We start from the raw sequence: 17804 nt of genomic DNA, 5'->3' as shown, positions 1-17804 counted from the left end.
CATGCCGAATCTCGATGCCGCCAACATCGCCTACCAGATGGTGAAGGTGTTCGGTGACGCGCTGCCGGTGGGGCCGATCCTGCTGGGAACCGCCAAGCCGGTGCATATTCTCACCCCCTCGGTAACCGCGCGCGGCATCGTCAACATGACCGCCATCGCCGTGGTCGAGGCGCAGTAATGTGCCGCGCCATCTGAAACTCATCCCAGCGGGAGGTGAACGTGGGCTGCGCAAGCCGCTGCGCAGCGCCCAGGCCTAGGTGCGCTCTACGGCCGCGAGAGTGGAGGCGATGGTTAGCCATGTCTTACCTCCCGAAGGTCAGATATGGGTCGTCACTGAGCTCCGTTCGCTTACTGACCCGCCGCGGTCTCCAGGGGCAACGTACGCCGATCGGCAACTGGCCAGCGAGGGCATGATCCGAGGTCACCAATGGTCGGGGATCAGGGCGTGACCCTCGGACTCCTGGTCGCCAACGATTGTCACGCCGCTACATGGCAATCCGAGCATCACCGCGACTACGGCATGTCCCGCCTCATGAACAGCCGTGTGGCGCGCCGCGCCCTCAGCCATCACGACCACTCCTTCCTCAGCCGCACCCCTGGCCCCTCGCCATTCTCCGCGACGAAGATCACCCCGGCGGATTCGAGGGCGCGCTGGATCGCGGTGAGGGTCGAGGCCTTCGGATCGGCGGCGCCGCGTTCGATGTTATTCAGAGCCGTCGTTGAGATCCCGGCAGCTGCAGCCAGGGCAGCTTGGGTCATGCCAAGCATCGCTCGCGCTCCGCGGATTTGCTGAGGTGTGATCATGAGGTTTTGTAGTCTCTAGACGATATTTTCTCAAGCACGGTTGATGCGATGCGCAGTTGCGTTAACGAAAACTTACTTGATAATTTCTCAAGAGGCGAGTTGCCATGCCGAACCCCACCGTTCCGGCCGACGCCACTGCTTTGCCTGCTGGTGAGCAGCCTCCGGCCATGTCGAACCCCAAGCTCTTTTCCCGTGAGTCCTTCGATCTCGCCCGAGCGGCTTGGGATCGAAATCGATTGCCCTACAATGACCCGTCCGTGCCCGCCGAGGAATCGCGACGGGCGGATGCCGAGAAGTTTGAGCTCGCATTCGCCGTGGTCACGGCCGCAGCTCCCACGATTGACTGCATCGGTGACAAACTGCGCGTCGTCATGGAGTACGCCCGTTCCAGCGAAGGTGTCGTGCCGACCGAGTTCGAGCGCATTGCGATGATCGGTCTGCACATGATGATGATCGACCTCGCAGCTATCGAGCGCTGAGCGCTCGCCGCCTCTCATCTCCAACCTATCCAACACCAAGCCGGCGCGTTGCGCGACCGACGGAGGAGGACTCATGTCCAAGGAATTCCCCGTCGCACTTATCACCATGGAAGGTGGCTATGACGCCCTCGCGCTGGGGCTTGCCCATGCCCGAACGGTGCACACCGCGTTAGCCGCGAATGAAGATGGCTGGCTGGAGTCAGACGATGTCGACGCCGCTCGCAACGTACTGTTCCACGGCATCGCCTATCTGGAGGCCGCAGCGAAATGGGCGCTGATCGTCGGATACGTTCTATACACTGGAGGTGGCCATGGCCCGGATCGGGGATAATCGCACCGAACTCGCCCGCGTCGACCGAGAACATCTCGATCCGTTCGAGCGAGCACTCGACAGGCTCACCCCGCGCGAGCAGAACTTCGTCCATCATTACCTGCTGGATCTCAGCGCTTCCGAGGCCGCGCGACGCGCCGGCTACGCCGAGCATACGGCCCGCTTCATGGCATCGCGGATCCTGCGCAATCCCGATGTCGCCGCCGCTATCCGTATCGCAATGGCGGAGCGCGCCCGGCGCACGCAGATCGATGGCGATGCCGTCCTGGCCGTTGGTGGGCGACGGCGACTGCCAACCCCAACGACATCATCCAACACATCCGTGGTGCCTGCCGCTATTGCCACGGCACGGACCATGCCTATCGGTGGCGGGATCGCCGGGAGTTCCGCACTGCCCACGCCCGTGCCAAAGCCAACAACGAGCCCGATGATCTCCTGCCCAGCGAGGAAGGGGGCTTCGGCTACAATGCTCTGTCGGAACCTGATCCCGACTGCCCTCGCTGCGATGGCATCGGCGAGAGCATGGTCGTCGTCCACGACACCAATTCACCTCTCGCTGCACCGCTCTACGATGGTTTGAAGAAGACCAGGGATGGCGTCGAGTTCCACCTCGCCGACCGAGCGAAGGCTCTGGAGATGGGCGCGCGCCACCTGGGGATGTTCAACGACAAGCTGAAGCTGCAGGGCGATGCGGAGAACCCGCTGACCGTTCTGCTGCGCGAAATACAGGGCAGCGCTCTCCAGCCGGTCGCCAACCCCATCGAAGATGACTGAAGGCAGCCCCAACGTGTTGAACTGCTTCAATAGTGGTCCGCTCTTGATAGATACCTGCCCCTCGGCTGCCTCTTTCAGCGACGTCCGCTTTGCGCCGCCCTTCAGGTCAGACCTGGTAGCGGCCGCATCCTGAAAGCGGACATTCGAGAGACAGCACGTCTTCAAGGGTGGCCGCGTCCATCCGACAGTATTCGCCGGTGTCCACGATTGTCACGAACCTTGCGCGGGTTGCAGACAGAGATACGTTTCGAATGGTGCATCTGCCCAGCGATACGATTGGCGAATTTTCGATTCCGACAAAGGAAGTGCTTTAGTGAAGGGAACGGAGTTCGCCGAGTTCACGAACGGATGGCGGCTGGTTCTGGCCGGCCTGCTCGGAACGGCTTTGGGCATGCCCGCCATTCCGTTCTATACGATCGGCGTCTTTGCGCCCATCTTCGTGGAAGAATTCGGCTGGTCGTTCGCGACCATTTTTGGCGGCTTGTCGTTGTTGGCCGGTTCAGTTCTGATCGTCGGGCCATTTTTCGCGACATTGATCGACAGATTCGGCGCACGCCTGGTGGCATCGGTCTCTCTGCCGTGCCTGGGCCTGAGCTACATGACGCTCGCGGCATCGAACGGCTCGATCGGACAATATTATCTCTCTTGGCTGGCTATCGCGATCTTCGGGTTGGGAGCGACCCCGGTCGTCTTCACGCGAGTGATCAACAGCGCGTTCGAAGAGCGTCGAGGTCTTGCCCTTGGCATCGTGTTGTCCGGCGCAGGCCTGTTCGCCTTCGTCGTAAAACCATTGGCCCAGTTGTTGATCGAGACGGGCGGATGGCGCGTGGCTATACTCGTGGTGGGCGCAATGCCGGTGCTCATCGCGAGCCCGATGGTTCTCTGGGGCTTTGCCGGGCTGCGAAGCAGGAATGTCGGCGCAGGGCCGGCGGCGAGAAAAGCGTCGGAAGGCATGACCGCTCACGAAGCTTTCCGCTCCCGCTCTTTCTGGCTCCTGGCTATCGTCTTCATCCCGATGTCGCTCGCCGTCGCGGCGCCGCTTCCCAACATCGAGAACATACTTCGCTCGCTTGGCCTGTCGCCGTTCGAGGTCGTCCAGCTCGCCTCGCTCGTCGGAATAGCTGCCGTGGCCGGCCGGCTGCTTGGCGGCATTCTGGTCGATCGCTTCTGGGCGCCTGCGGTGGGCACAGTCATATTGACGTTGGGCGCGGTCGCCTGCCTCATCCTTTCGCTGGACCATGTGAGCTTCTCCATGGCCTGCATTGCCATTCTGCTGCTCGGCCTGACGTCCGGCATAGAATTCGACTTGATGGCCTATCTGGTCGCGCGCTATCTCGGGATGCGGAGCTATGCCACGACCTACGCCACCCTGTACGGCATCTTCGTGGTGGGCGCTTTCGTAGGGCCCAGCCTGTTCGGTTACGCGTTCGATCGAACGGGCACCTATTCGGGAATCCTCGAAGCCTGTGCGCTGCTGCTCATCGGTGGCGCGGCAACGGTTCTTTTCCTGGGGCCTTATCCGGTCCGGAAAACCGAGGCCTCCGCGTAACGTCGCCGGGCCGATCCGCAACGACCCGCTTCGGCTTTTACCTCTTTTAACCAGCCGTCCTGCAGTCGCCGCGATATCGTCTCCGCAGTTCCCGGACGGCCGGCTTCGGTCCGCCACCCACCGCGAAGCATCAGGAGGCTTTCATGAGCAAGGGAAAAGTGGTGGTGCTGGGCTCGAACGCCACACGTATCGAAATTCAGGGAGGCGGCACGGGACCCACGGGACAGTATCTCAACGAGACGGTGGTGCCGATGATGGCGCTTGTCGGGGCAGGTTATGAAGTTCTGCTCGCTACCCCTTCGGGCGCCAAGCCCTATATCGACCCGGCGTCCGATGCGGTCCAGCATTTCGGCGGCGACGAGGCGGCCTATCGGCGTGGCAAGGATTTCTTCGCCAACGATCCATCGACGAACCAGGGCCGCAGCTTGCGATCGGTGGTCGAGGAGGGGCTGAACAACTATGCAGGCGTGTTCGCTCCGGGAGGCCAAGGCCCTGTCGTCGATCTGATGCAGGATCCCGACGCGGGCGAGATACTTCGGCATTTCCATGCGGCCGGAAAGCCCACCGCGCTGCTCTGCCACGGCCCGATCGTCTCGATCTCCGCTTTGCATGGGGCGAAAGAGTTTCGCGCGGCGCTGATTCAGGGCGACCGAGCCAAGGCAGCCGAACTTGCGAAGGGATGGCAGTATGCCGGCTACCGGATGACAGTCTATTCGGGCAGCGAGGAGAAGCCCATCGAGGACAACATCCTACACGGCGAGCTCTATTTCCATATGCCCGAAACTCTGGACCTGGCAGGCGCCAAAACAACGGTCGGTCCGGATTTCGAGCCTCACGTGGTCGAGGATCGCGAACTGATCACCGGGCAGAATCCGCGCTCGGATCATCCGATCGCCTTGGCCCTGATCGCCGCGTTGGACCGGAAGTGTTCGGGAGCTTGAAACGATGAAACGCTCAATCTGGGTATCGCTCGCCGCCATGATCGCTATTTCTCCAGTCGCCTCCGTGCCGCCGACAAGCCCGTTTCAATCGTCTTGGTGCATGGCGCGTTCGTCGACGGCTCCGGCTGGCGGGCCGTGTTCGACACTCTGACCAACGGCGGGTATGAGGTGCTGGTCGTCCAGAACCCGACCATCAGCCTCAGCGGTGACGTCGCGGCCACGGAGCGCGTTGTCGCCGCGGCGAAACACCCGGTGATCCTCGTCGGCCATTCCTATGGCGGCATGGTTGTTACCGAGGCGGGCAATAACCCTAAGGTGCAGAGCCTGGTCTATATCGCGGCCTTTGCGCCCGACTCCGGGGAGTCGGTGGCATCGCTTGCGGAACAGCCGGTTCCAGCTGGAGAATCGGCCGCACCGCTGTTGCCACCCAGTGACGGCTACCTGCTGGTCGACCCGTCGAAATTCCCGAATGCATTTGCAGCCGATGTCGACGTCTCGATTACAGGCTTCACGGCTGCGGCCCAGGTCCCGTGGGGTCTGGAGGCGGTGCAGACTCCGAACAGCAAAGTCGCTTGGAAGGCCAAGCCCTCGCATTTCCTGGTCACCACGAAAGACATGATGATCCCTCCGACGTTCCAGCGGAGATTCGCTAAACGGGCCGACGCTGTAACCGTCGAGATCGACAGCAGCCATGCCGTGATGCTCTCGCATCCCAAAGAGGTCGCAGCCTTCATCGAGACTGCGGATAAATAGCGGAGTCTGATCATGCCGCACGTCAAGACCATAGCCACTTTGCTTGCCAAGCCGGGCAAGGCCGGGGAACTTGAGGCATTGCTCTTCGGCATGGCGCCCCACTGCAGAACGGAGCCAGGCAATCTGCGGTGGGATGTCTGGCGGGATCAGGCGAAAGCCGACCGCTATATTCTCGATGAACTCTATGTCGACAATGCCTCGGTGGCGGCGCACCGCGAGACGCCGCACTACAAGAACTACCTGACGAAAATACCCGACCTCGCCGAGCGGAGCGCCTTCGTCCTCGATCCTGCTCTGGTGGCGAACAAGAACGGCTAGTTCAGGATGCGCTGGTGCGCAGGGCCGTGTCCCGCTGCCCGAGAGATTCCAGCAGTCGACGCGCCTTCGCCACGTTCACGCAAGGTACTACGTCATCAAATTCCGCGCAGACGGGTGACAGCAGTTCGGCTGCCGCCACATGCCGGTCGGTTTCCACCCACAGTTCCGCCAGGGCTGTCGAGGCACGGAGCCGGAAGAAAAGTGCGCCGCTTTCCCTAGCGGTCTCCGCAGCGAGCAGCAGCGTTTCAGAGGCACCGGACAGGTCACCGTCCAGTCGCTGCAGAAGCGCGCGCACGCGCAGCAGTTCCGGCCTGGACCAATGCTCACCCTGCCGGTCGGCACGGTCGAAAGCGGCGCTCAGGCTGTCGCGGGCGAGCGCGATGCGCCCGTGACGCAACGCGGCTTCGGCGAGGATGGCGAGATAGACTGGCACCCGAACGAGAAAGTTGTTGGCGACGAGTTGCTCGATCGCCAGGCGCATCGTGTCGACGCCTTCGGCGTCGCCGTCCATGCTTCCCACGGCGCCGTCATAGAAACGACAGACAGGCCGCCAGATTGCGATTTCGCGCAAGGTAAGATTGTGGGCAAGCGTCGCAAGATGTTGGCGTGCAATCTCCGTCTCACCTGACCAGAAAGCGAGAGGAAGCGCCGCCTGAGCAAGGGCGTTGCAAAGCGAGACCATATGGTCACGCGCAAGACTATGGTCGAGCGCGTCCCGGAGCGCCGCCGTCGCTGTGCGGCGATCTCCCGCTACCCAGGCCGTCATCGCCAGCGCCACCCGAATCGATACGAACCGGTCTATCTGGAAGCGAGCGATGCCCGAGCGCTTGGCGGTGGTCGCATGCTCCCGCACGAGCCGTTTCAGCTCATCGTGCGCTCGCCGGACCTCGCCGCAGTAGAAGATGGCCGTCAGCCTGACGCGCTCTCCCTCCGCGACTACCTGCCTCTCGTCTTCCTGGCCGGCAAGTTCGGCGAACTGCCTGAGCGTGGCGATCGCCTGTGGGTGCCGCCCGGTGAAGCTTTGCAGTATGCCAAGGCCCCACAAGGTGCGGAGCTGGTAATCGACATTGCCGATCTCGTGCGCCAGGCGGTTGCCCTCCATCCACGCCGCATCGGCTTCCGGACCGAGATGGCCGGAGAAATTGAGACCCGAGGCATGGGACGCTATGAGCTTCATCCTGACGGTGGGGTCGCAGCGCGATAGGGCTTCGGCGGATTGCAGCGCCCGTTCGACACGTCGCCGGCTTTCGGCGACGGTAGACAGTTCGTCCCAGAACGGTATTGCGGCGGCGGTGAGACGCACGCCGACCTCGGGGTGCGCGCCATCGCCGAAAGTCCAGTCGATCGCCTTGCACAGGTCGTTCGTTCGCGGCTCGTAGGAGGCGGTCCATTCGTTCCTCGGCCGCCATTGCCACTCCGCCTCGGCGTGCTCGAACACCAGGAGAAGATAGCGCGCGTGGCTGGATCGGGCGTCGGCGGCTTCTCCAGTCTCCGCCAGCCGTTCGGCCGCGAAGCTGCGGGTACTGTCGAGCAGCCGATAGCGCGGCCCGGCGGCATTGTGCGCGGTCGACAGAAGCGATTTCGCTGCCAGGCTTTCCGTGCACGCCGCGATCTCCTCGATGCCTCGGTCGACGTGCTCGGCCACGCCGATGACATCGGAGAGAGAGAAGCTCGCCGAAAAAACCGACAGGAGACGCAGAAGTCGGGCCTCATCCCTGGAAAGGAGCTGGTAGCTCCAGTCGAGCGTTGCGAGCAGGGTCTGGTGCCGCGGCGGAGTTCCCTCGGAACCGGCGACAAGCGGCTCGAAACTGTGCTCGAGAAGACCGAGCAAGACCGACGGTCTTGAAACCGGCAGCCGCGATGCGGCGAGTTCGATTGCAAGCGGGATTCCATCGAGGCGCCGGCATATGGCTGCAACGACGGGCGTGTCCGCATCGTCGAGCCGGCAGCCGTACGCCTCGTTTCCGCGTCTTACAAAGAGCTGGACAGCGGGGAAGGTCAGGGCGTCAATCGGGTTTTCGCCTCCGTTCTCGTCCGGATACAGGAGCGGAGACAAGCGATAGACGCTCTCCGACCGTGATCGAAGCGGCTCCCGGCTTGTGGCGATGATGTGAAGACCCGGAAGCGCCATCGTCAGATGTTCCGCGATCGCCGAAGCGGTGCTGAGGACATGCTCGCAATTGTCGAGCACGAGCAGCATTTCGTGATTGCGCAGTGCTTCGACTATGCCGGCAAGCATATTCGTCCATTTGCCGCCGATGCCGAGCGATGCCGCTATCGTCGCGTCCACGAGTTGGGGGTCGCCGATGACGGCGAGATCCACGAAACATACGCCGTCCCGATGCCGGTCCAGAAGGCGTTTTGCCGCGGCGATGGCGACAGTCGTCTTGCCGACTCCCGCCGGTCCGACAACCGTCAGGAATCGACGCTCCGGAAGCCTGTCGGCAAGGTCCGCAATGACGTCATCGCGACCAATGACTTCCGCGAGGCGAGGCAGTTCCCGGACAGGGGCCTTGGCCGCTCCGGAATAGAGTTGCGGCTGATCGTCTCCATAGATGCGTAGCGGCGCGACGAAGCGGTAGCCGCGCCCGGTCACAGTGGCAATGCACGACAGGCCTGAGGCCGTTCGTGGAAGAGCACGGCGCAACGCGGCGATATTGACCTTAAGATTGCTCTCGTGGACGAAGGTGTCCGGCCAGACGAAACGCATCAGCTCATCCTTGCCGACGACTTCCCCCGCGTGGCTGACCAGTAAGTTAAGCAGATCGAGAGCTCGGCTTCCTACACGCAACGGGTTATCGCCAAGCATCAACAATTGACGGTCTGGAATGAACCGATGGTCACCGAAGCAATATGTCTTGCCGCTTGGTCTGTCGGATCGTTGCATGTGCTCTCGAATGACTCCGTCGTGAACGCGCTGTTGGCGAGTTGCGCCGAACCGAATCTTGCGGAACGTACCCAAGTCTCAATGTGATGAACTTTGATGTGTTGGCGAATTTAACCTCTTTTTACGCCGGCGCTACCCACCAGTGAGTTTAGCTCCGCAAGACGACACGTTGCAGACGACGATAGAAAGGAGACCACGAAAGCAGCACGCCTGCACGAATAGGGAAGGCTCCGGTCCTGGAGGACCTCCCGGTTTCCGACATCCTAGGCCGATGAGACTGGTCAAGGTCAAAGCATGAGGCATATGCCGAACCGATGTCCAACTCGTGGACGGCCATTTCCAAAAAATGCGCCGATACCCCAACGCCGACCACGATGGGCCACGAGATCGATCGCCGGCATCGTTCTCGCTATCGGCAACCCGGTTCGAAAATGTCCATGACGGCCTCGAGAACTTCGGCGGTTTTCCTGCCTATGGCGAGCTGGGCCGAGGCGAACAATGCACCAGTTTTGAATTTACATCTTTTAACCGCGGCTCCCGGCGCCTCGATGCTAACTGTTTTCCTAGGCAATACGGAACGGCGAATGCGGCCGACCCGGATGAAAGCCGGCCGCCACGATAGTAATCGTTCGGTTGGGACCCGGCTGCCGATAGCTATTGGTGGCTGCCTTTCGTCGCGTTCGTGTCGGCCAGCAGAATGGAAATCGGATCGAGAGAAAGGGGATGCATGCCTCGCACGCTCGATACACTGACGCTAGTGGATGCAAAGCAGATGCTCGAGGCCGGCGAGGCCAAGGCAGCGAGCCTCGGCATTCCCTACAATATTGCGGTGGTTGACGCTGGCGGTGCCCTCATCGCCTTCACACGCCAGGACGGCGCTCTCGCTGGAAGCATCGATCTCGCGATCGGTAAGGCGAAGACGGCGCGCATGTTCGACAAGACGACGGATTATCTCGCCGAGTTGGCTCAGCCCGGGGCGCCACTGTTCGGGATCGAGCGGAGCAATGGCGGCAATGTCGTGATCTTTGGCGGCGGCCTGCCGGTGAAGGTCGACGACCAGATCGTCGGCGCGGTCGGCACCAGTGCGGGTTCGGTCGAACAGGACATTGCGGTGGCCGAGGCGGCGGCCGCGGCCATCAGCCAGAGCACGGACTCGTAGAAGGCCGTGTTCGCGGCAACGAACAGCAACGTCTACTGAGGAAAGGCGTCGGTATGATCGAACTAACCGTCAATGGAACCAAGCACCAGGTAAACGTCGTCCCGGAGATGCCTTTGCTCTGGGTTTTGCGCGATGAGCTTGGCATTACAAGCCCCAAATATGGCTGCGGAATAGCTCAGTGCGGCGCGTGTACAGTACAGATTGACGGAGCAGCCGTTCGCTCGTGTCAGGCGCGTACGGCGGATGTCGCAGGCAAGGCGATAACCACCATCGAAGCGGTCGGCAACGGAAAGCTGCACCCGGTGCAGGAAGCCTGGATCGAGCATCAGGTACCGCAATGCGGCTACTGTCAGACCGGCCAGATCATTCAGGCGATTTCACTGCTCAAAGCGATTCCCAAGCCGACCGATGAGGACATCAACGAGGTCATGTCGGGAAATCTCTGCCGATGCGGCACCTATGAGCGCATTCGCGTTGCGATCCACGCGGCCGCCGAGAAGATGGGGGGGAAATGACATGGGCGAGATGCCAGGTCTTTCGCGACGCACCTTCGTTTTCGGCTCCGTCGCGGTCGCTGGCGGTGTGGCCTTCGGTCAGTATGGTCAGGCGCAACAGGCACCTTCTTCCGCTGCCGCGACGAATCCGCTGATGGCGGATCTCGGTCCGCAGTCGGTTACATTCAATCCGTGGGTCGAGATCAGTCCGGAAAAAATCACGCTGATTGCCCAGCATGCCGACAAGGGCCAGGGCGTTGGTTCTATCCAACCTCTCATGATCGCTGAGGAACTGGACCTCGAACCCAACCAATTCGAGATTCGGTTCGCCGGACCTAGTCCCGCCTATTTCAACACCGGCTTTGCCCACGAACTTGCGCCCTTTATGGCGCCGGACCAGAGCCCCGAAGCCGAGAAAGCTCGCGCGGCCGCGCTGGAATGGCTGAGAAAGGCCGGTCTGCAGATGACCGGGGGCTCCAGTGCGATTCCCGATACCTACGAGAAGCTGCGCATGGCCGGCGCGATTGCACGCGAAACGCTGAAGGCGGCCGCAGCCACGCGCAGTGGCGTCCCGGCCGCCGACCTTCGCACCGAGGCCGGAAACGTGATCCTGCCGAACGGGACGAAGATCCCCTACGTCGCGCTTTCGGCCGATGCGGCGAAGATCACGCCGGTTTCAGTCGACAAGCTCCGCGATCCATCGCAATGGCGAATTCTCGGCAAGCCGATGGAGCGCCTCGACATCCGCTCGAAAGTCACCGGCGAGATGAAGTTCGGTATCGACCGGACGATGGACGGCATGGTGTACGCGGCCGTCAAGCTCAACCCCAACAAGGGGCAGCCGATCAAGTCCTACGACGCAAGCAAAGCTCAGTCGATGCCAGGGGTCCAGAAGATCCTTAAGGTATCGAATGGCATCGCGGTGATCGCGACGAACAGCTGGTACGCGATGCAGGCGGCCGAGCTTGTCGACTGCGTGTGGGAGCCGAGCAAATATCCGGCCGAGCAGGCCGACCACTGGAAGACCGTGGCCTCGTCCTTCACTCCGCAGTTCCTCGCCAAGGAATGGCGCAACGACGGGAATATCGACACCGGACTGAAAGATGGGACACTGATCGAGGCGGAATACCGCGCACCCTATGTGGGGCATCAGCCGCTCGAGCCACTCAACGGCATAGGCATCGTTACCGACAAGGGAATGGAAATCTGGGTCGGGCATCAAACGCCGCAATCCGTGCAGTACATCGCGGCTACGGCGATCGGCATGAAGCCGGAACAAGTGACCTTTCATAACGAGTGGATGGGTGGGAGCTTCGGGCATCGGCTCGAATTCGAGAATATCAGAGTGCTTGCCGAGATCGCGAACCAGATGCGCGGGACACCGGTGAAGCTCGTCTTCTCGCGGGAGGAGGACTTCCTGCAGGACATTCCCCGGCAGATCGCGATGGGCCGGTGCAGGGGAAGCGTGAAGGATGGAAGGATCGTCGCGGCTGATTTGAAGGTGGCCGCGACAGCGCCGTTCAAGGAACTCTTGGCGAGGATGGGCTCGCCCTCGAAGGACCCCGATGGCCAGCTCGGGGTTGGAATCTGGAACGTTTACTACGACATCCCAAATTATCAGGCGACGAGCTTCGAAGTGCAAGGACTGTCACCGTCCACGACCTGGCGGTCCGTAGGGGCGTCCGCCAATGGATTCTTTACCGAGAGTTTCATCGACGAATTGATTCACGCCGCGGGGCTCGACCCGCTCACGGCGCGCATCGAGATGTGCAGGATTCCAATCTACCGGAAGCTCCTGGAAACCGTTGGCGAGATGGCGGAGTGGAAAGGCCCGCTGGGACGCGGAAAGGGCCGTGGCGTTGCGTTTGTCGAGTCGTTCGGAACGGCCGTCGCCGAGATCGTCGAAGTGACTATGACCGACGCGGGCATCAGGATCGACAAGGTCTGGGTGGCAGCCGATGTCGGCAAGATCGTGGATCCTGTCAACTTCCAGAATCTCGTCCAGGGCGGTGTCGTCTGGGGCCTTGGCCACGCCATGAACTGCGAACTCACCTATGCCAAGGGGGCCGTACAGCAGACGAATTACAACCATCACGAATCCATGCGCATGTATCAATGCCCGGTGATCGAGGTGCGCGGTCTGGAGAACGACTTCACGGTCAGGGGCATCGGGGAGCCACCCGTGCCACCTGCGGCGCCGGCGCTAGCCAATGCCATCTTCGCCGCGACGGGCAAACGCATCCGAGAAATGCCTTTCAACAAATTCGTCGACTTCGCGTGAGGGCAGGCCATGAGAAGGATATCTTTGATTGCGCTCGCATTTGCCAGTTCGTCAATCGTCGCCCTGACGGGCTTTGTTTTGGCCAAGGAAGAGTCGAAAGATGCGTTGCCGTCGGGCAGCATCAGCCGGACCGAGGGGCTGCAGGCCTGGAAGAGAATTGAGGCAGTGGTGACGCATCCGCGCTGCGCGAATTGCCATGTCGATGCGAAGGCTGTGCCGATCTGGACGCCGGCCGGTGAAAGCAAATCCCGAGTACACGGCATGAACATCCACGGCGGAAAAAGCCGCATTGGAGCAGAGACAGTTCCGTGTTCGACGTGTCATGTCACTTCAACATTGCCGAATCCCCCAGCACCGGCGCCCTTGCATGCCGGCATCGACTGGCAGCTTGCACCCGTAGAATTCATCTGGTTTGGCAAGAGTGGCGCTGAGATCTGCGCCCAACTTAAGGATTCCAAGCGGAATGGTGGTCGCGACGCTGTCGGCCTCCTTGAGCATTTGAGGCACGATGCATCGCTAAACGGATTCATCCCCAGGGGATGGGAGCCCGGCGCCGGCCGCACGACTCCACCAGGAACCTTCGAGGATCATGTCAAAGACATGGCTCTATGGGGAGCTGCCGGGCAGCCCTGTCCAGACTGAGGAGGCATGACGGTCGTGCTGTGTTGGTGATCAGTACTGACGCTATGCCGATACTGGATTCATCGGAGACCTCATCGATGCTCCGCTGTTTCCCTATGGGTCTGGCCAGCTCACCTTTCACGGGTCGTTCTGCGATAGCGGGCCGCCCACGCACGCCGTTGCGATCGCTATCTTATAGTCGAGGTACATTGCAATGATCAAGAAACATACCGGTCAATGCGCATGCGGCGCGGTGAGATTTGGGTTCGACATCGATCCCGACTTTGTTGCAGTCTGCCATTGCCTCGACTGCAAGAGGGCATCGGGCGGCGAAGCGGTGACACTTCTCGGCGTAGCTGAAGAAGATTTCACGCTCCTAAGCGGCCAACCCAAGGCTTTTCACTACACTGCTCCTTCGGGAAAGGGGCTGGACCGGAATTTCTGTCCCGCATGCGGCGCACGACTGTTCACCCGCAACGCGGAAAGCTATCCGGGCATGGTCTTCGTTACGATCGGCAGCCTCGACAATCCCGAAGGCATAAAGCCCGTGCTGGAAATGTTTACCAATCGCCGGCTCGCCTGGGCCGTTCCTCTCGATGTGCCGCAATTCGACGCCATGCCGGGATGAACTCTGCCGCGTGGCCGATGCCAAGCGGTATGACCGCTCGTCCTCGCGGGACCTCCCGACTAGGGCCTGATCGGACGACAGCACGTTTGGGCGGATCGCTGCCCACCGCATCAGCACGATCCGCATAGCCATCGCGAATGGAGGCACAGATGCTGGACAAGGCCTATCGCGGCCAATGCGCCGCCGTGAAAGTGCATTGCACGAACGAAGTGGAGCGGCGCAACCGCGGCCTCACACTGTTCGCTCTGGCGCTCGGCAGCTTCTGCATCGGGACATCCGAGTTTGCCAGCATGGGGATTCTCCAGCTGTTCTCGGCCAGCCTCGGCATCGATATCCCCGCAGCGACGAATGCGATTGCGGCCTATGCCTTCGGCGTGGTGATCGGCGCTCCTCTCTTGACGCTGGCGGCGGCGCGGCTGAACCGGCGAACGCTTCTTCTGTGCCTGATGGGCCTGTTCATCCTTGGCAATGTCCTGTCGGCGGTCGCCACCGACCTCGGCATGTTCGCCCTGGCCCGCTTCGTCAGCGGCCTGCCGCAAGGGGCCTATTTCGGAGCCGGCGCCGTTGTGGCGTCTTACATCGTCGGCCCCGGTCATGCGGGAAAGGCGTTCGCGCTGGTCATGACCGGGCTGACGGTCGCGACGATCATCGGCTCGCCGCTGGCGACCTTCCTAGGCCAGACCGTGGGATGGCGTAACACCTATTTCACCGTCGCTGCGGTAGGCGGCCTAGCCTTCCTCGCCTTGTGGGCCTGGGTGCCTCGAACCGAGGCGCTTCACGGCGGGCCTGTGATGCAGGAACTGGTCTCGCTGCGCCGGCCGGCCGTTTGGACCATGATGCTCGTCGCGGCGCTCGGCGTGGCCAGCATCTTTGCCGTCTATACCTTTATCGGTCCCTTCGTTACCGATGTGGCAACGATCGATCAGACATGGATCCCGGTCGCGCTGCCGAAGGATGTCGGCTTGCGGGCCACCGCGTCGGACAATCTGCTCGAGCGTGCCTTCGAGGCCTCGGCTCCAAACCAGAAATGGGTGGCGGACTTCACCTACATCTGGACTGCGGAGGGCTGGCTCTATGTTGCCACCGTCGTCCGTATGTTGCCGCCGTCGTCGACCTGTTCTCACGGCGTGTCGTCGGCTGGGCAATGAAGGCGGAGATGATGGCACAGTTCGTCACCGATGCCCTCATCATGGCCATCTGGCGCCGCGGCAAGCCGGACAGCCTGCTGCATCACAGCGACCAGGGCGGCCAATATACGAGCGAGCAGTTCCAGCGCCTGATGGCTGACCACGGCATCACCTGTTCGATGAGCCGGTCAGGCAACGTTTGGGACCATGCTGCGATGGAGAGCTTCTCCTCGTCGCTGAAAACCGAGCGCACAGCCCGCAAGGTCTACAGGACGAGGGACTATGCCAGGGCCGATGTGTTCGACTACATCGAGCGCTTCTACAATGGTCGCCGCAGGCACTTGACCTCGGGCTATCTCAGCCCCGTCGAGTTCGAGGAGCGAGCTAAATTAGCTTAACCTCCTGTCCACAGAACCGGCAGCAGGCTAGTTCGCCTCCGTGATCAACCAACGCGCCGCGCCTCCCAGCCTATCCCCGCTTATCCCACATGCGGAATGGGGCCTGAAATGGGGCCAGCATCTCAGTCCCTATAAAATATGAATGATTTCAATAAATTAGACATAAGACTGGCGGAGAGAGCGGGATTCGAACCCGCGATACGGTTTCCCGTATACACACTTTCCAGGCGTGCGCCTTCAACCACTCGGCCACCTCTCCCCGGCATTGACCATCGCAGGTCCATGCACGTCGTCCCATGGGGACGGTGGCGCCGAATATAGTGAAGCCGCCCACTTGGCAAGCCGTCATATGCAAAGCGCGGCGTCTGCCGGCTCAGTTCGCCGCCGGGGCTGTGGACGAGATGGCGCAGCGGGCCGCATCCGCTACGCTGCCCATGAGGTGGACCTGATCCTTGCCGGTACTGCCGGCGACGATGTTGTAGATCGTCGTGCTTGCCGTTCCCACTGCCTTGCCCGACACCGTGAAGTCGCAGGTGACCACTGCTGCGCCGATCGTGGTCTGCCCTTCGTTCGCTACCGACACGCCCATCACCGAGCCGACCGGATCGGTGAAGATGTCCCCCTGCTTCAGCTTCAGCGCCGGATCGGCCAAGGCCGGGACCGCGCAGGCTCCACAGGCAGCGAGGACCAGCAGCCCCCGGACCAGAACGCCGCGGACCGGGTGCTGTCGAGCGGGGACATGCCGGGCGAGGGCAGGTCGGACCGATAGCGTGCGGGCGAGGCTCGTCATCATCATGCTGCGTCTCATGGTTCGGGTGCCGTCCGGGTATCGTCGCGTCGCTGCGGAATCAATAAGGTCTGGCCGGCGACGATGCCAGAGAATACCACGCCGCGGTGGGCGGCGGATTTCAGCCGGCCGACCAGGGCTTCACGGAAAAGTTCAATAACTTCGCTAATCTAGACAAGACCCATCCCCTTAATATAGTCGGACAGGTGGGGATAGCTTGCGGGGGTGGCCCATGAGGCCGTTAAGGTGGCACATGGCGGGACGAGCGTGGATCGGCGCCATCGGTCTTGCTCTCGCGATGGCGGGTTGCACGGAAAAGAACGAGTATGTGCCGCCGCCGCCGCCGAAGGTCACGGTGACCGCCCCTGTCGAGCAACCGGTCATCCGCTACCTCGAATTGACCGGCAACACGGCGACCATCAACACCGTCGACCTCGTCGCCCGCGTCGAGGGCTTCCTGATGTCGATCGACTACAAGGACGGTGCGACGGTAAAGAAGGGCGACCGGCTGTTCCTCATCCAGCAGGACACCTACCAGGCCAATCTCGACCAGTCGAAGGCCTCGCTCGCCTCGGCTAACGCTCAGCTCACCAATGCCCAGGCCGAATACCAGCGTCAGTCGACGCTCGGCCAGCAGGACTTCTCGTCGCAAGCCGTGGTCGACAAGGCGCGCGCCGCGCGCGACCAGGCGCAGGCGGCGGTGGATTCGGCGAAGGCAAATCTCGAGGTCGCCACCATCAATCTCGGCTACACCACGGTGGTGGCACCGTTCGACGGCATCGTCACCCGCCATCTCGCCGATGTCGGGCAGCTGGTCGGCCATAGCGAGCCGACCAAGCTCGCCACCATCGTGCAGATGGATCCGATCTATGTGTACTTCAACCTGAGCGAAAATCAGGTGCTACGCATCAAGCAGGCGCTGGCCGAATCGGGTCGCACCATCGAGCAGGTCAAGGAAATCGAGATCGACATCGGCCTGCAGAACGAGGACGGCTACCCGCATAAGGGGCGGCTGGACTATGTCTCGCCGGAGGTCGATCCGTCGACCGGCACGCTGCTGGTTCGCGCCTTGTTCGACAACAAGGATCTTTCCCTGCTGCCGGGGCTGTTCGCCCGGGTGAGGGTGCCGGTGCAGCGACTGCCCAAGGCGCTGCTGGTGGCCGATACCGCCATCGGCGCCGCCCAGCAGGGCAGCTATGTGCTGGTGGTCGGCAAGGATGATGTGGTCGAGCAGAAGGTTGTGACCACCGGTCAGCTCGTCGGCTCGTATCGGGTGATCGAGAGTGGGCTTGCCGCCGGCGACAAGGTGGTGGTGGGCGGCATCCAGCGCGCGGTGCCCGGTTCGAAGGTCGATCCGGAAGAGGTGGCGCCAGCGGCACCTCCACCGCCTGCCGCGCCTTCGCCTGCCGCCCCCGCGGCCAAGCCCTGACCGGGCCGCGGCGCGCCCTCCGCCCGATTCCGTGCGGAGCCTGA

The 17804-nt window shown here is 62.1% G+C and carries 18 protein-coding genes, 1 tRNA gene and 1 pseudogene; 16 read left to right on the top strand and 4 right to left on the bottom strand.

The features are described 5' to 3' along the window. On the top strand, positions 1–178 hold a 178-nt coding region (locus KHC24_RS20605; protein WP_213365228.1), incomplete at its 5' end, for a phosphate acyltransferase. 389 nt (positions 179–567) lie between these two features. On the opposite strand, the gene KHC24_RS20600 is transcribed toward KHC24_RS20605, so the two are convergent. Next, complete coding sequence (locus KHC24_RS20600) at positions 568–804, bottom strand: helix-turn-helix domain-containing protein (RefSeq protein WP_213365152.1); 237 nt, start codon at positions 802–804, stop codon at positions 568–570. A 104-nt stretch (positions 805–908) separates the two neighbouring features. Between KHC24_RS20600 and KHC24_RS20595 the strand changes: the two genes are divergently transcribed. From KHC24_RS20595 to KHC24_RS20560, 8 genes are all read left to right on the top strand, one after another. Continuing rightward, positions 909–1283, top strand: a complete 375-nt coding sequence (locus KHC24_RS20595; protein WP_213365151.1) for a hypothetical protein — start codon at positions 909–911, stop codon at positions 1281–1283. Between the two features lie 73 nt (positions 1284–1356). Next, complete coding sequence (locus KHC24_RS20590; RefSeq protein ID WP_213365150.1) at positions 1357–1614, top strand: hypothetical protein; 258 nt, start codon at positions 1357–1359, stop codon at positions 1612–1614. Further along, positions 1595–2194 (top strand): terminase small subunit, encoded by a 600-nt coding sequence (locus KHC24_RS20585; RefSeq protein WP_213365149.1) that lies wholly within the window; start codon positions 1595–1597, stop codon positions 2192–2194. The genes KHC24_RS20590 and KHC24_RS20585 overlap by 20 nt, the downstream gene beginning before the upstream one ends. Next, positions 2191–2388 carry a terminase small subunit gene (locus tag KHC24_RS20580; protein WP_213365148.1) on the top strand — a complete coding sequence of 66 codons (198 nt, stop codon included), beginning with the start codon at positions 2191–2193 and terminating at the stop codon, positions 2386–2388. The genes KHC24_RS20585 and KHC24_RS20580 overlap by 4 nt, the downstream gene beginning before the upstream one ends. Positions 2389–2701: 313 nt before the next feature. Beyond that, a complete protein-coding gene (locus KHC24_RS20575) occupies positions 2702–3937 on the top strand; it encodes an MFS transporter (protein ID WP_213365147.1) in 1236 nt (411 codons plus the stop codon). Positions 3938–4080: 143 nt separating this feature from the next. Continuing rightward, the gene (locus KHC24_RS20570; protein WP_213365146.1) at positions 4081–4878 is read left to right on the top strand and encodes a DJ-1/PfpI family protein; all 798 of its coding nucleotides are present in this window, start codon (positions 4081–4083) and stop codon (positions 4876–4878) included. A gap of 24 nt (positions 4879–4902) precedes the next feature. Beyond that, entirely contained in the window at positions 4903–5631 is a 729-nt protein-coding gene (locus KHC24_RS20565) for an alpha/beta fold hydrolase (protein ID WP_213365227.1), read from the top strand. 12 nt (positions 5632–5643) lie between these two features. Next, positions 5644–5949 (top strand): putative quinol monooxygenase, encoded by a 306-nt coding sequence (locus tag KHC24_RS20560; RefSeq protein ID WP_213365145.1) that lies wholly within the window; start codon positions 5644–5646, stop codon positions 5947–5949. A 1-nt stretch (position 5950) separates the two neighbouring features. Here the strand turns inward: KHC24_RS20560 and KHC24_RS20555 are convergent, their stop codons facing one another. Next, positions 5951–8836 carry an ATP-binding protein gene (locus KHC24_RS20555; protein ID WP_213365144.1) on the bottom strand — a complete coding sequence of 962 codons (2886 nt, stop codon included), beginning with the start codon at positions 8834–8836 and terminating at the stop codon, positions 5951–5953. 727 nt (positions 8837–9563) lie between these two features. Between KHC24_RS20555 and KHC24_RS20550 the strand changes: the two genes are divergently transcribed. The 6 genes and pseudogenes from KHC24_RS20550 (at position 9564) to KHC24_RS25180 (ending at position 15544) form a co-directional block, all read left to right on the top strand. After that, complete coding sequence (locus KHC24_RS20550) at positions 9564–9995, top strand: GlcG/HbpS family heme-binding protein (RefSeq protein WP_213365143.1); 432 nt, start codon at positions 9564–9566, stop codon at positions 9993–9995. Between the two features lie 53 nt (positions 9996–10048). Next, positions 10049–10510: a (2Fe-2S)-binding protein gene (locus KHC24_RS20545; protein ID WP_213365142.1), complete on the top strand. Its 462-nt coding sequence runs from the start codon at positions 10049–10051 to the stop codon at positions 10508–10510. A gap of 1 nt (position 10511) precedes the next feature. Beyond that, positions 10512–12770 carry a xanthine dehydrogenase family protein molybdopterin-binding subunit gene (locus tag KHC24_RS20540; RefSeq protein ID WP_213365141.1) on the top strand — a complete coding sequence of 753 codons (2259 nt, stop codon included), beginning with the start codon at positions 10512–10514 and terminating at the stop codon, positions 12768–12770. Between the two features lie 24 nt (positions 12771–12794). Then, complete coding sequence (locus tag KHC24_RS20535) at positions 12795–13412, top strand: hypothetical protein (RefSeq protein WP_373878590.1); 618 nt, start codon at positions 12795–12797, stop codon at positions 13410–13412. Between the two features lie 193 nt (positions 13413–13605). Beyond that, positions 13606–14019 carry a GFA family protein gene (locus KHC24_RS20530; protein WP_213365139.1) on the top strand — a complete coding sequence of 138 codons (414 nt, stop codon included), beginning with the start codon at positions 13606–13608 and terminating at the stop codon, positions 14017–14019. A gap of 149 nt (positions 14020–14168) precedes the next feature. Beyond that, positions 14169–15544: pseudogene (locus KHC24_RS25180) on the top strand (IS3 family transposase). Positions 15545–15713: 169 nt separating this feature from the next. Here KHC24_RS25180 and KHC24_RS20515 read toward each other — a convergent pair. Both KHC24_RS20515 and KHC24_RS20510 read right to left on the bottom strand, forming a co-directional pair. Next, positions 15714–15803, bottom strand: a tRNA-Ser gene (locus KHC24_RS20515). A 114-nt stretch (positions 15804–15917) separates the two neighbouring features. Next, positions 15918–16340, bottom strand: coding sequence for a hypothetical protein (locus KHC24_RS20510; RefSeq protein ID WP_213365138.1), 423 nt, complete (start codon positions 16338–16340; stop codon positions 15918–15920). A 244-nt stretch (positions 16341–16584) separates the two neighbouring features. On the opposite strand from KHC24_RS20510, the gene KHC24_RS20505 reads away from it, so the two are divergent. Beyond that, a complete protein-coding gene (locus KHC24_RS20505; RefSeq protein WP_246547198.1) occupies positions 16585–17760 on the top strand; it encodes an efflux RND transporter periplasmic adaptor subunit in 1176 nt (391 codons plus the stop codon). The last annotated feature ends 44 nt before the right edge of the window (positions 17761–17804 follow it).

Origin of the sequence: Ancylobacter defluvii, from assembly GCF_018390605.1 — a bacterium.
In the GTDB taxonomy this organism is placed as follows: Bacteria; Pseudomonadota; Alphaproteobacteria; order Rhizobiales; family Xanthobacteraceae; genus Ancylobacter; species Ancylobacter defluvii.
This window is presented reverse-complemented; position numbering and strand designations above follow the sequence as displayed.

What these genes read in the sequence shown, in the direction of transcription:
- KHC24_RS20570 (WP_213365146.1), top strand. Translation starts at nt 4,081, where the DNA reads ATGAGCAAGGGAAAAGTGGTGGTGCTGGGCTCGAACGCCACACGTATC.
- KHC24_RS20560 (WP_213365145.1), top strand. Translation starts at nt 5,644, where the DNA reads ATGCCGCACGTCAAGACCATAGCCACTTTGCTTGCCAAGCCGGGCAAG.
- KHC24_RS20590 (WP_213365150.1), top strand. Translation starts at nt 1,357, where the DNA reads ATGTCCAAGGAATTCCCCGTCGCACTTATCACCATGGAAGGTGGCTAT.
- KHC24_RS20585 (WP_213365149.1), top strand. Translation starts at nt 1,595, where the DNA reads ATGGCCCGGATCGGGGATAATCGCACCGAACTCGCCCGCGTCGACCGA.
- KHC24_RS20530 (WP_213365139.1), top strand. Translation starts at nt 13,606, where the DNA reads ATGATCAAGAAACATACCGGTCAATGCGCATGCGGCGCGGTGAGATTT.
- KHC24_RS20540 (WP_213365141.1), top strand. Translation starts at nt 10,512, where the DNA reads ATGGGCGAGATGCCAGGTCTTTCGCGACGCACCTTCGTTTTCGGCTCC.
- KHC24_RS20595 (WP_213365151.1), top strand. Translation starts at nt 909, where the DNA reads ATGCCGAACCCCACCGTTCCGGCCGACGCCACTGCTTTGCCTGCTGGT.
- KHC24_RS20505 (WP_246547198.1), top strand. Translation starts at nt 16,585, where the DNA reads ATGGCGGGACGAGCGTGGATCGGCGCCATCGGTCTTGCTCTCGCGATG.
- KHC24_RS20600 (WP_213365152.1), bottom strand. Translation starts at nt 804, where the DNA reads ATGATCACACCTCAGCAAATCCGCGGAGCGCGAGCGATGCTTGGCATG.
- KHC24_RS20550 (WP_213365143.1), top strand. Translation starts at nt 9,564, where the DNA reads ATGCCTCGCACGCTCGATACACTGACGCTAGTGGATGCAAAGCAGATG.
- KHC24_RS20545 (WP_213365142.1), top strand. Translation starts at nt 10,049, where the DNA reads ATGATCGAACTAACCGTCAATGGAACCAAGCACCAGGTAAACGTCGTC.
- KHC24_RS20510 (WP_213365138.1), bottom strand. Translation starts at nt 16,340, where the DNA reads ATGATGATGACGAGCCTCGCCCGCACGCTATCGGTCCGACCTGCCCTC.
- KHC24_RS20555 (WP_213365144.1), bottom strand. Translation starts at nt 8,836, where the DNA reads ATGCAACGATCCGACAGACCAAGCGGCAAGACATATTGCTTCGGTGAC.